Annotated in this window: 11 protein-coding genes; all 11 read left to right on the forward strand. The window is 50.7% G+C overall.

What is annotated here, in order from left to right; all coding sequences use genetic code 11:
• Window positions 1–9: 9 nt before the first annotated feature.
• A complete protein-coding gene (ribF, locus tag ACX93W_RS02970) occupies window positions 10–963 on the forward strand; it encodes a riboflavin biosynthesis protein RibF (RefSeq protein WP_459390822.1) in 954 nt (317 codons plus the stop codon).
• 306 nt (window positions 964–1,269) lie between these two features.
• Window positions 1,270–1,539, forward strand: coding sequence for a 30S ribosomal protein S15 (gene rpsO / locus ACX93W_RS02975; RefSeq protein ID WP_068681152.1), 270 nt, complete (start codon window positions 1,270–1,272; stop codon window positions 1,537–1,539).
• 102 nt (window positions 1,540–1,641) lie between these two features.
• A complete protein-coding gene (pnp, locus tag ACX93W_RS02980; RefSeq protein WP_459390823.1) occupies window positions 1,642–3,744 on the forward strand; it encodes a polyribonucleotide nucleotidyltransferase in 2,103 nt (700 codons plus the stop codon).
• 172 nt (window positions 3,745–3,916) lie between these two features.
• Window positions 3,917–4,921 carry a polysaccharide deacetylase family protein gene (locus tag ACX93W_RS02985; RefSeq protein WP_459390824.1) on the forward strand — a complete coding sequence of 335 codons (1,005 nt, stop codon included), beginning with the start codon at window positions 3,917–3,919 and terminating at the stop codon, window positions 4,919–4,921.
• A gap of 48 nt (window positions 4,922–4,969) precedes the next feature.
• Entirely contained in the window at window positions 4,970–6,235 is a 1,266-nt protein-coding gene (locus ACX93W_RS02990; protein WP_459390825.1) for a M16 family metallopeptidase, read from the forward strand.
• A complete protein-coding gene (gene dut / locus ACX93W_RS02995; protein ID WP_459390826.1) occupies window positions 6,216–6,662 on the forward strand; it encodes a dUTP diphosphatase in 447 nt (148 codons plus the stop codon). The genes ACX93W_RS02990 and dut overlap by 20 nt, the downstream gene beginning before the upstream one ends.
• Before the next feature lie 159 nt (window positions 6,663–6,821).
• A complete protein-coding gene (dpsA, locus tag ACX93W_RS03000; protein WP_459390827.1) occupies window positions 6,822–7,721 on the forward strand; it encodes a dipicolinate synthase subunit DpsA in 900 nt (299 codons plus the stop codon).
• Window positions 7,718–8,308, forward strand: a complete 591-nt coding sequence (locus tag ACX93W_RS03005; RefSeq protein ID WP_459390828.1) for a dipicolinate synthase subunit B — start codon at window positions 7,718–7,720, stop codon at window positions 8,306–8,308. Before dpsA ends, ACX93W_RS03005 begins: the two co-directional genes overlap by 4 nt.
• Window positions 8,308–9,522, forward strand: coding sequence for an aspartate kinase (gene dapG, locus ACX93W_RS03010; RefSeq protein ID WP_459390829.1), 1,215 nt, complete (start codon window positions 8,308–8,310; stop codon window positions 9,520–9,522). The genes ACX93W_RS03005 and dapG overlap by 1 nt, the downstream gene beginning before the upstream one ends.
• 19 nt (window positions 9,523–9,541) lie before the next feature.
• Window positions 9,542–10,405: a 4-hydroxy-tetrahydrodipicolinate synthase gene (gene dapA / locus ACX93W_RS03015; RefSeq protein WP_459390830.1), complete on the forward strand. Its 864-nt coding sequence runs from the start codon at window positions 9,542–9,544 to the stop codon at window positions 10,403–10,405.
• 389 nt (window positions 10,406–10,794) lie between these two features.
• The gene (locus tag ACX93W_RS03020) at window positions 10,795–12,474 is read left to right on the forward strand and encodes a ribonuclease J (RefSeq protein WP_459390831.1); all 1,680 of its coding nucleotides are present in this window, start codon (window positions 10,795–10,797) and stop codon (window positions 12,472–12,474) included.
• Window positions 12,475–12,523 lie beyond the last annotated feature (49 nt).

Consider the following 12,523-nt stretch of genomic DNA (forward strand, 5'->3'; position numbering starts at 1 on the left):
GTGTCATCTGTGGAAATCATTCATATCTCTTATCCGCTTTCCGGAACGGAATCAGGAGAAACGATTCAGCAGCTTTCAATGGCCATCGGCCATTTCGACGGCGTACATCGCGGTCATCAGGACGTCATTGCGCGCGCGGTCAATGCAGGTAAGGAACGTGGCTTAAAGCCTGCGGTTTTAACCTTTTCGCCTCATCCCAAGGAAGTATTGGGCCATGGCCAGCATTACTTCAGCTGCCTGACTCCTCCTGTTATCAAGATGGAGCAGTTTGCTGAACTTGGCGTGCAAGTCGTCTATATTATGAAGTTCAATCACGAGTTTGCGGCGCTTCCGCCAAAAGCATTTGTAGATAGCGTTCTGGAGCCGCTCGGCGTCGCTCATGCCTTTGTTGGTTTTGACTTCACGTTTGGCAGCAAGGGAGCGGGGAAGGCTGAGACGCTTCAGGAGCTTTGCAATCCCGCTATCTCCGTTGACATCGTGGAGCCGTTCCATTTGGAAGGGCAAAAGGTCAGCAGCACCCGCGTGAGGGAAGCCCTTGAGCAAGGCGAACTTGGAGTGGTAAATACACTGCTGGGAAGACCTTATGAAGTGTCTGGCGTTATTGTTCATGGCGACAAAAGAGGGCGGACTATCGGTTTTCCTACCGCAAATCTGGAGCTTGACGGCGCATACGTTCAGCCTCGGCTTGGCGTATATGCAATCACGGCATGGATAAACGGAGAGCGGCATGGCGGCGTATTGAATTTCGGGATGAAACCAACATTTAATACGGGTGAAATTAAGCCGGTAATGGAAGCTCACTTATTTTCGTTCAACCGCGAAATCTACGGTCAGAGCATGAAGATACAGTTTAGGCATTTTATACGGGCGGAGCGGAAGTTTTCTTCTGCAGCCGAACTGATTCAGCAAATCGGGCTTGACCGGGATACGGCGGAGTCTTGGCTTCATCAGCATTTGAAATAATCAAGCATCGTCCCGAAGGAGCTGAAAAGTTTCTTTGGGGCGATTTTTTGTTCCAGCAACAGGAATGGTTTAAGATGCAAGAAAATGGGGAATTATTCATATATCCGTACAATCTCTGACAAGGCTCTTGCAGGCTTATTTTTTTGTCTGGCTGTACATTGGCATTTATATATGCTATGATGTTTGAGGTTGCGGCTGTTTCCCATTGTTTTGCAATGGAGCCGTACATTGAACCTTGGCTTGGTTGATCGTTCTCACCGACGGCGGCGAGGCCAATGGCGATTATAATGAGGGAGGTGAACAAGGATGGCTATCACTCAAGAACGCAAGCAAGAACTGATCGAGACTCACAAGACGCACGCAAGCGACACAGGGTCCCCTGAAGTTCAAGTTGCTATCCTTACGGAAAACATTGTTAACTTGACTGATCATTTGCGGACGCACAAGAAGGATCATCATTCGCGTCGTGGTTTGCTCAAGATGGTAGGTCAACGCCGTAAGTTGTTGGCATACCTGAAGAACAAAGATGTTAGACGTTACAGCGCATTGATTGAAAAACTCGGCTTGCGCCGTTAAGCTGCGTATCGAAAAGCAACCTGATTGTCCTGCCGTCCGGATGAACTGGACAAGGGGGTGTCGGGTTGCTTTTTGCAATAGGAAAAGGAGGGATTTACGTACATGACAAAACGTGTTGAAATGACGTTGGGCGGACGGCCGCTTATTCTGGAAACAGGACGCCTGGCGAAGCAAGCTAATGCAGCCGTGACCGTGCAATATGGGGAAACGGTTATTTTGTGTACCGTTACAGCTTCAACGGAGCCAAAGGATCTTGATTTCTTCCCGTTGACTGTTAACTATGAAGAACGTATGTATGCTGTAGGCAAAATTCCAGGCGGTTTCATCAAGCGCGAAGGACGTCCAAGCGAAAAAGCGATTCTGTCCAGCCGTTTGACGGACAGGCCTATTCGCCCGCTATTCCCTGATGGTTTCCGTAATGATGTGCAAATCGCGAATATCGTGATGAGCGTTGACCAGGATTGTTCGCCGGAAATCGCTGCGATGATCGGTACTTCAGCTGCTTTGACGATCTCCGATGTGCCTTTCAGCGGCCCAATCGGCGGCGTGATCGTGGGACGTATCGGCGGGGAGTTCGTCATTAACCCGACTGTTGAGCAACAGGAGCAAAGCGACATTTTTGTTGTCGTGTCCGGAACAAAAGACGCCATCATGATGGTGGAAGCCGAGGCTAACGAAGTTTCCGAAGAAGTGATGCTGGAAGCAATCATGTTTGGTCATGATGCGATCAGAGGTATCGTTGAAACCATCAACAACCTGCAGGCAGTTGCCGGCAAGGAAAAGATGGCTGTTAAGCTGCATAGCGTAAACGCCGAAGTGAATGCTGCTGTTCGTGCATTCGCATCCGCGCGTCTTCAAGAAGCCATTCGCATACCCGAAAAGCATGCTCGCCAAGAAGCAATCGATGCTGTTAACGGCGATGCCGTAGCTCATTTTGAAGCGCAATACGCGGGGACTCCTGAACTGCTTGGCGATGTTAAAGAGGTACTGTACGATATCGTTAAAGAAGAAGTTCGTCGTCTTATTACGCATGACAAGGTCCGTCCTGACGGTCGCGGTTTGGATGAAATCCGTCCAATTGATTGCGACGTTTCGATTTTGCCGCGTACGCACGGCTCCGGCTTGTTCACACGTGGACAAACGCAAGCGCTTAGCATTTGTACATTGGGTGCTATGGGTGACGTTCAAATTTTGGATGGCATTTCGCCGGAAGAAACCAAACGTTTTATGCATCACTACAATTTCCCGCCTTTCAGCGTAGGCGAAGCAAGACCGCTCCGTCCTCCGGGCCGCAGAGAAATCGGTCATGGCGCGCTTGGCGAACGGGCATTGTCCAAAGTAATTCCGTCTGAAGCCGAGTTCCCGTATGCCATTCGTTTGGTATCTGAGGTACTGGAATCCAATGGTTCTACATCGCAAGCAAGCATTTGCGCAAGCACACTTGCAATGATGGATGCAGGCGTTCCGATTAAAGCTCCGGTTGCGGGTATCGCGATGGGCTTGATCAAAGACGGCGAGCATTTCTCCATTTTGTCCGATATTCAGGGCATGGAAGATCACCTGGGCGACATGGACTTCAAGGTAGCGGGTACGGCTCAAGGCGTAACGGCTATTCAGATGGATATCAAAATCGACGGCATCGACCGCAGCATTCTGCAGCAATCGCTGGAGCAAGCTCGTCTTGGACGTCTGCATATCCTGGGCAAAATGCTTGAAGTGATGAAAGAGCCGCGCGGCAATCTGTCCAAATATGCTCCGAAAATTTTGACGCTTCGCATTAACCCGGACAAAATCCGCGATGTTATTGGCGCAGGCGGCAAAATCATCAACAAAATCATTGAAGAAACAGGCGTGAAAATCGACATCGAACAAGACGGCATGGTATTTATCGCTTCCTCCAACGAAGAGATGAACCAAAAAGCCAAATCCATTATCGAAGGCATTGTGAAGGAAGTTGTTGTTGGCGAAGTTTACCTTGGCACAGTCAAGAGAATTGAAAAGTTCGGCGTATTTGTTGAGATTCTTCCTAACAAAGACGGACTGGTTCATATTTCGCAGCTTTCAACGGAACGTGTGGCTAAATGCGAAGACGTTGTAAAAATCGGCGATCAAATTACGGTTAAGGTTACTGAAATTGATCAACAAGGCCGTGTCAACCTGTCGCGTAAAGTGCTGCTGACAGCTCCTGAGACAAGCCAAACGTAATCGCCGGAAAACATTCAAATTCCATACAGTTTTGCCGAAGAGTCAGAGTCCATCTGTCTCTTTTTGCTGTGCGCTGCTTTTTGCGGGGGTTATATTCTTGTCCGCCGTCTCATAAACTTGGTCGTAAGAGACAAGCGCAGCAGATTTAAGCTGCGGACCGGGAGTGAAGGACATGTTTTTGCGAAAAGCAACGGTAATCGCAGCCAGTATGCTCATGCTGCTTGTTTTTATTAAAATGAACGGGGATGTCCGCTCCTTTATCGCAACAGTGAAGGGAAGCGACGCAACAACGGTTCTTGCAGCTCCGTCGCTGAACGAGCAAGACAAGCTTGAGCTATACAACACCATTGTGCAATTTGCGGAGAGCAGCAGAATTCCTCCCGTGGATGCACGGATCGACCGGGTTTGGCACGCTATACCGGGATATAACGGTCTTGAGGTGGATATCGAACAAACTTATCTGGACACCTTGTCATCGCCAAGGGGCAGCTCCATCGTCTATCGGTATAAGGAAATTGAACCGCGAATCAACTTGCAGCAGCTAGGCGCCCAGCCGATCTATAGAGGAAATTCCGACAAAAAAATGATTTCGTTTATGGTAAATGTGGCGTGGGGCAATGAGTATTTGCCCAGTATACTGGAGACGCTGGAGCGGGAAAATGTAAAAGCGACGTTTTTTCTGGATGGCAGCTGGTTAGCCAAAAATACGGAGCTGGCGGAACAAATTGCGGCCAAAGGCCATGAGCTGTCCAATCATGCATATTCCCATCCCGATATGGTTACGTTAAGCCGCGGCGAGCAATACAACCAAATCAGCCGAACGGAAAAATTGCTGAAGGAAAAGCTTGCTGTACAGAACAAATGGTTTGCGCCGCCATCGGGTTCCTTCAACGGAACAACCGTGCAAATCGCCCGGGAATTGGGGCTGCACACTGTATTATGGACCATCGATACCGTGGACTGGAAGAAACCGCCGCCTGATTCCATCGTTGCCAAAATCGATCGGAAGCTGGAGCCGGGAGCACTGATTTTGATGCATCCGACAAAATCCTCCAGAGATGCGTTGCCGGGCATGATCGCAGCTGCCAAACGTAAAGGGTATGCCATAGGTACGGTAAGCGAAACCTTATCCCCGGCGCGGCTGGCTCCAAATGTTGAGGGGATAGGGAGATTCTGATATAGTGATATCATTCATGAATTTCACGAACTTATAGGGGGACGCTTGGTGAACAAATACAATCTTAGCAATGGATTGCGAGTCGTTGTGGAATACATACCTACGGTAAGATCCGTTTCCTTCGGCATTTGGGTCAAAACGGGATCGCGCCATGAAACCAAAGACAATAATGGGATTTCCCATTTTATCGAACATATGCTTTTTAAGGGCACGGATACCCGCTCCGCAAAAGATATTGCCGATTTGTTTGATGGTATCGGCGGCAATGTCAATGCATTTACTTCAAAGGAGTATACCTGCTATTTCGCCAAGGTGCTGGATCAGCATTTGCCCATTGCCGTTGACGCGTTAGCCGATATGTTTTTTAATTCGCAGCTGGATGAAGGCGAACTGGCGAAGGAAAAAAACGTGATTCTGGAAGAAATCTCCATGTATGAGGATACTCCGGATGACAAGGTCCATGATGAAGCTTCGCGCGCTGCGTTTGGCGATCATCCATTGGCTTATTCGATATTGGGCCTGGAAGAGCGCCTTTTGCTCATGAATTCCGATACGCTTAGATCGTACATAAATGAACGTTACACGGTCGAAAACGTAGTGATCAGCGTGGCGGGCAATATTCAGGAAGCGGACATTTTGGAGCTGCTGGAGAAGCATTTTGGCGCTTTCTCCCGGCATAGCTCCCCAATCGTCCCGGATGCGCCGGCGTTTCAAGGGGATTATATTTTCTACAAAAAAAAGACGGAGCAAAACCATCTCTGTCTGTCATTCCCGGGCTGCTCCAATCGGGATGCCAAGCTATATGCCATGATTTTGCTGAACAACGCGCTTGGAGGCGGTATGAGCTCCCGCTTGTTCCAGGAAATCAGAGAAAAACGCGGCCTTGCTTATTCCGTGTATTCCTATCATATGGGATATGCAGATTCCGGATTGTTTACCATCTATGCCGGCACAGCTCCGAAGCAAACAAAGGAAGTGCTGGATCTCACTATGGAGCAGCTTGGAGAGCTTTCCGTCAAAGGTCTTTCGGAGGAAGAGTTGTTCCGGGGCAAAGAGCAACTGAAGGGATCGCTGATCCTCAGCCTAGAAAGCACCAGCAGCCGTATGAATCGAATTGGCAAAAACGAGCTGATGCTGGGACGCCATTATACGCTGGATGAGCTTCTTGCCCGAATTGACAATGTGACAATGGAAGATATACAGGAAGTAACCCGCAGAATATTGTCCCAGCCATTTGCGGTTGCAATGGTGGGCAATAGCGACAAGGATGCTTCGGGATTGAGGAGGGACCAATTTGTATCAAGTTCTGTTTAAGCGGCTTGAAGGCAATGAAGATATTCAGTTGCCTCGCAAAATGTCGGAGTGGGCCGCAGGATTTGACCTGCAGGCTGCAGTCGGGGAACCCGTAACGCTGAACCCGGGCGAACGAAAATTGATTCCAACGGGCTTTGCCATGGCAATGCCGGCAAATCTGGAGGCGCAAATTCGTCCTCGCAGCGGCTTGGCGTTTAAGCACGGCATTACCTCGTTGAATTCCCCGGGAACCATTGACGCGGATTACCGTGGTGAAGTCAAAGTGCTGTTGATTAACCATGGCCAAGAGCCGTTTGTGATTACAAGGGGCGAGCGGATCGCTCAAATGGTCTTTCAGGAAATTCCCCAGGTTGAGATTCAGGAAGCTGAGGAGCTTCCCGATACGGTCAGGGGAGCCGGAGGGTTTGGCCACACCGGAGTGAAGTGAAAACTGATTTGCAATTATATTGTTATGCAGAGCCGTGTTACCGGATTGCTGTTCAGGCAGCCCGGGAGCGCGGCTTTTTTTCTTTCCCATTTCCTCACCCCCGTTTGGGCAACGGCATAAGATGCTTTATATCCACTGGCCAGAAAGGAGTGAAGCCTGATGCTTACCGGCGTTCAGGTGCTTTTGCTTGGAGGCGACGCCAGGCAGCTGGAGGTCATCCGCAAGCTGGGCATGCTTGACGCTTCCTTGACGGTATGCGGCTTTGACGGGCTGCATTCTCCGCTTGACGGAGCGATTCACGGAGAGTTCGGCGAAGAGCTGTTCGAGGGGGTGGACGCCCTCGTGCTGCCAGTTGTCGGCACCGACGACAAAGGCGTAATCCCTGCTGTGTTCAGCGATCGCGAAATGATTCTGACCGCTAGCCATATGGCAAGGCTGCCCCAGCACTGCAAGGTGTACACCGGGATGGCTAAACCTTATCTTAGCGAGCTATGCGAAAGCCGCGGCCTTGTGCTGACGGAGCTGCTTGACCGGGATGATGTGGCGATTCACAATTCCATCCCGACGGCGGAAGGCGCATTGATGATGGCGATCCAGCACACCGATATTACCATTCACGGCTCCGTCTGCATGGTGCTGGGGTTTGGCCGGACCGGCTTCACGATGGCCCGGACACTCCAGGGAGTAGGAGCGCGCGTCAAGGTCGGAGTCCGGCGTTCGGAGCATTTTGCACGGTCTTTAGAGATGGGATTTGAGCCGTTTTATATGGACAGTTTGTTGGCTGAATCGGGTAATATTGACTTGCTTTTTAATACAATTCCGACTATGATAGTCACAGCACAAATTATCGCTAATTTACCTTCGCGGGCCGTCATTATTGACCTTGCCTCCAAGCCAGGCGGAACGGATTTCCGCTTTGCCGAGAAGCGGGGCATTAAAGCGATGCTCGCTCCCGGACTCCCCGGTATCGTCGCACCCAAAACAGCTGGACTTATTATAGCGGACTGCTTGGCTCAGTTGATTATGGACGACAGTAATAAGCGGGGGAATGGGATATGAATTGGAACGGAATTACGGTTGGGTATGCCCTGTCGGGGTCTCACTGCACCTTTGCTGAAGTGATGCCGCAGATCAAGCGGTTTGTGGATGCCGGAGCCAATGTTGTGCCGATTGTCAGCCAAACGCTGATTACGACCGACACGAGGTTTGGCACGGCAAAGGAATGGCAGGAGCAATTAACGGGCATCACCGGCAATGAAATTATTTCAACGATCGTTCAGGCGGAGCCGCTGGGTCCTTCCTTGCTGCTAGACGTGCTGGTTATCGCTCCTTGCACGGGAAATACGACGAGCAGGCTTGCCAATGCGATTACGGACAGTGCCGTACTTATGGCTGCCAAGGCGCAGATGCGCAACAGCAGGCCGGTGGTGCTGGGCATTTCCACAAACGACGGACTTGGTTTAAATGCCGCCAACATCGCAAAATTGCTGGTGGCTAAACATATTTATTTTGTTCCGTTTGGCCAGGATAATCCGATTCAGAAACCAAACTCGCTTGTAGCCAAAATGGATTTGGTTATGGAGACTTGCGAAGCGGCGTTGCAGGGGAAACAGCTTCAACCCGTTCTCGTGGAGCGGAGCCTGTAATGGGGATCCTCGTTCAAAAGTTTGGCGGGACATCGCTTGCCGACGCTGATTCCCGCGAGCGCGTTATCGGACATATTATTCGGGAGCGGAACAATGGATACAGTCTGGCCGTAGTTGTATCCGCGATGGGGCGCAAGGGAGCTCCCTACGCGACGGATACGTTGCTGGAGGCAGGCGGCGGGGGCCTGCTGCCAGCGCGGGAGCGGGATATGCTGATGGCTTGCGGCGAGATTATCTCCGCCGCAACATTGTGCAGCCTGCTGCTGGAAAGAGGGATTCCTGCGGTGGCGCTTACAGGCGGCGCTGCCGGAATCCGGACCGATGATCATTTTGGATCCGCAAGAATCAAACGGATAGAGCCTGAACATGTAACAAAACATCTGAACAACGGTGCTGTTGCCATTGTTTGCGGATTTCAAGGCATTACGGACAGCGGCGAGTTAACAACGTTGGGCAGAGGGGGCAGCGATACTTCGGCAACCGCATTAGGTTCGGCGCTTCATGCCGATATGGTTGACATTTATACCGATGTCGACGGCATTTTGACCGCCGATCCCCGGCTTGTTAGCGAAGCGCGTCAACTTTCCGTTGTGGGGTACGCTGAGATTTGCAACATGGCAAGACAAGGAGCCAAAGTTATTCATCCTAGGGCTGTTGAGATTGCACAACAGGCGAGGATCCCCATTCGCGTGCGTTCCACTTTTACGGAGGAAAGCGGCACCCTGGTAACGGACAAGGGGGAATATGGCGGAAGCTCTTTGGTGAAGGACCGTCATGTTACAGGAATCGCTCATGTAGCCGGAATAACGCAAATTTCGGTTAATGCGCAGAGTGCAGCGGGAGACATGCAGCTTCAAGTATTCCAGACGATGGCGCGCCATCATATCAGTGTTGATTTTATTAATGTAACGCCAAGCGGAGCGTTGTATACGGTGTTTGACCGCGATGCGCAAAAAGCGGTGGAACTGCTGGAGGGAGCTGGCTTTGCTCCAGTTGCAGTGCCGGGCTGCGCCAAAGTATCCGTCATCGGCGGAGGCATGAACGGGCAGCCGGGCGTTATGGCCAGAATCGTTGAAGCGCTGGCAGAGCAAGGAATTCCCATTATGCAATCGGCAGATTCCAATACCACGATTTGGGTGCTGGTTCGCGAAAGCGACATGGTGAACGCGCTGCGTTCGCTGCATGCCAAGTTTGAACTGCATTTATCACTGTAGGCATATAGGAGGAGTATCAATGGATTTCGGAAGATTGATAACCGCAATGGTGACCCCCTTCGATGCGGAGGGGCAAATTGACTGGAGCGCAACGGAACGACTGATTGATTATTTAATCGACGAGCAAAAAAGCGACAGCCTTGTCGTATGCGGAACAACGGGTGAATCCCCGACGCTTAGCGACGATGAAAAAATAGCATTGTTTTCGTTCGTCGTCAAATACGCCGCCGGCCGCTGCAAAATAATTGCCGGAACCGGAAGCAACAATACGGCGCATTCCATCCACTTGTCCAAAGCTGCCAAGGATTGCGGCGCAGACGGACTGTTGCTGGTTGCTCCTTACTACAACCGTCCGACTCAGGAGGGTCTTTACCAGCATTTCAAAGCTGTTGCGGAAGCTGTTGATCTTCCCATCATTCTCTATAATGTCGAAGGGCGAACGGCTGTCAATATTTCTGCGGAAACTACGCTTCGTCTGGCTCAAATCCCTAACATTGTTGCGACCAAAGACTGCGCATCGCTGGAGCAGCTTACGCTGATTGCGGCCGGCGCGCCGGAAAGCTTCAGAGTATACAGCGGCGAAGATAGCGCTGGCTTGCCAGCTTTATCGGTGGGGGCTTACGGCATTATCAGCGTTGCAAGCCATGTGATCGGCCAGGAAATGAAAGAAATGATTCATGCCCACCTGAGTGGGGACACCAAGCTGGCTGCTGCTTTGCACGGCAAGCTGTTCCCTATATTCAAAGGCCTCTTTATATGTCCAAACCCGGTACCGGTTAAATACGCGCTTGGCCTAAAAGACGTTTCTGTTGGCGGGGTAAGGCTGCCGCTTGTGGACGCCGATGAAGCCGAGCAGCAATTTATTCGCAAACTAATTCAATAGTTGCCATCATCCTTGCAAAGAGCCGATGCGGATTGCATCGGTTTTTTTTTAGGAAATCTATTTTCAATTTAAGGGCAGGCAGTCACTTGTGTTGAAGCTTTTTCATCATGTATAATGATTTCAAGTGATTGGGTGCGGCAAGTGAAAAGTTGGAAGAAACCGTCAGAGCGGCATCTGACGTTTACTTAATATTGCTTACTAGGACGTGTCTTAAATCCCGCTTAGGGGCCTCTATCACCGCCTTTTCGCCCCATGCTGCGTTACTTTTCCTTGACTTACCCCGGTAAGCCTGCGAAAAAGCGCCTTGCATGGAACGAAAATTCGGTAACATCCCCTCCCTGCGGAGTTTTAAGTCACGTTCCAATAACTGTCAGGAGGTATAGATTCAATTGTCAAAAAAGAATAACCAGGACAAGCTGCTTATTTTTGCGCTAGGCGGTGTAGGCGAAATTGGCAAAAACATGTACGTAGTCCAGTACAATAACGATATTGTTGTAGTAGATGCCGGATTGAAATTTCCGGAGGAAGATATGCTGGGCATTGATATTGTTATTCCCGATATTTCCTACCTATCGGAAAACCGCGACAAGGTTCGCGGTATCCTGATTACACATGGTCACGAGGACCACATTGGCGGTTTGTCTTATGTGCTTCGTCATCTGAACGTGCCTGTATATGGAACCAAGCTGACGCTAGGTCTTATCGAAGGCAAGCTGAAAGAAGCAGGGATGCTGGGCGATACCAAACGGATTCTGATCAACGCGGATTCCGAGGTTAAGCTGGGCTCTATTACCGCTACCTTCTTCAAAACGAACCACAGTATTCCGGATTCCGTCGGCGTATGCCTGGATACTCCGGAAGGCATCGTTGTTCACACAGGCGACTTCAAGTTTGACCATACGCCTGTAAATGATCAATTCGCGGACCTGCAGCGTATTGCGGAGATCGGAAGCAGAGGCGTGCTTGCCCTGTTGTCCGACAGCACAAACGCAGAGCGTCCGGGCTATACGCCATCGGAAAGCAAAGTAGGGGACGAGCTGGAAGACATCTTCCGCAAATCCACGCAGCGCGTTGTAGTTGCTACCTTTGCGTCCAATGTGCATCGCATTCAGCAAATCATTAACGCTTCCATTGCTACTCGCCGCAAAATCGCGGTTGTGGGCAGAAGTATGGTCAATGTGGTCGGCATTGCATCGGAGCTGGGGTATCTCAACATTCCGGAAGGCATGTTGATTGAGCCAGAGGAAGTTAACAAGCTGGCTGCAGACCGAGTGGTCATTTTGTGTACGGGCAGCCAAGGCGAACCGATGTCTGCGCTTACGCGCATGGCTCGCTCCACTCACCGCAAGGTTGATATTTTGCCCGGGGATACGGTTATTATTGCCGCAACGCCAATCCCTGGCAATGAGCGTTATGTTGGCCGTACAGTCGACGAATTGTTCCGCTTAGGCGCCAATGTCATTTATGGACCAGGCTCCGTATCCGGCGTTCACGTCTCGGGTCACGGCAGCCAGGAAGAACTCAAGCTGATGCTTAATCTGATTAAGCCGAAATATTTTATTCCGATCCACGGCGAATACCGGATGCTCCGGTTGCACGCCAAGCTGGGAGAAGCAATCGGAATCGAACGCGAAAACATCTTTATCGTCGACAATGGCGATACCGTTGAAATTCAGGGTGGAGTCGCCCGCAAAGGCGCCAAGGTTCAAGCCGGCAATGTGTTGATTGACGGCCTTGGCGTAGGCGATGTAGGCAATATCGTATTGCGCGACCGCAAGCTTCTGTCTCAAGACGGCATATTGGTTGTTGTCGTTACGCTAAGCAAGCAAGACGGCACCATTTTGTCCGGTCCGGACATCATATCCCGCGGTTTTGTATATGTCCGCGAATCCGAAGGCCTGCTTGACGAGGCTAATCGTATCGTTACATCCACGCTTAATAAGCTGATGAACGACAAAGTAAATGAATGGGCTTCACTTAAAACAAACGTAAAAGATGCTCTTGGGCGTTTCCTGTACGAACAGACGCGGCGCCGCCCCATGATTCTGCCGATTATCATGGAGGTTTAACACGATCCGACCCATCACATGAAACAATCGCTCCTGTGCGCCTTCGTAG

The organism is Paenibacillus sp. CAU 1782 (assembly GCF_054551715.1).

What these genes read in the sequence shown, in the direction of transcription:
- rpsO (WP_068681152.1), top strand. Translation starts at nt 1,270, where the DNA reads ATGGCTATCACTCAAGAACGCAAGCAAGAACTGATCGAGACTCACAAG.
- pnp (WP_459390823.1), top strand. Translation starts at nt 1,642, where the DNA reads ATGACAAAACGTGTTGAAATGACGTTGGGCGGACGGCCGCTTATTCTG.
- ACX93W_RS02985 (WP_459390824.1), top strand. Translation starts at nt 3,917, where the DNA reads ATGTTTTTGCGAAAAGCAACGGTAATCGCAGCCAGTATGCTCATGCTG.
- dpsA (WP_459390827.1), top strand. Translation starts at nt 6,822, where the DNA reads ATGCTTACCGGCGTTCAGGTGCTTTTGCTTGGAGGCGACGCCAGGCAG.
- ACX93W_RS03005 (WP_459390828.1), top strand. Translation starts at nt 7,718, where the DNA reads ATGAATTGGAACGGAATTACGGTTGGGTATGCCCTGTCGGGGTCTCAC.
- dapG (WP_459390829.1), top strand. Translation starts at nt 8,308, where the DNA reads ATGGGGATCCTCGTTCAAAAGTTTGGCGGGACATCGCTTGCCGACGCT.
- dapA (WP_459390830.1), top strand. Translation starts at nt 9,542, where the DNA reads ATGGATTTCGGAAGATTGATAACCGCAATGGTGACCCCCTTCGATGCG.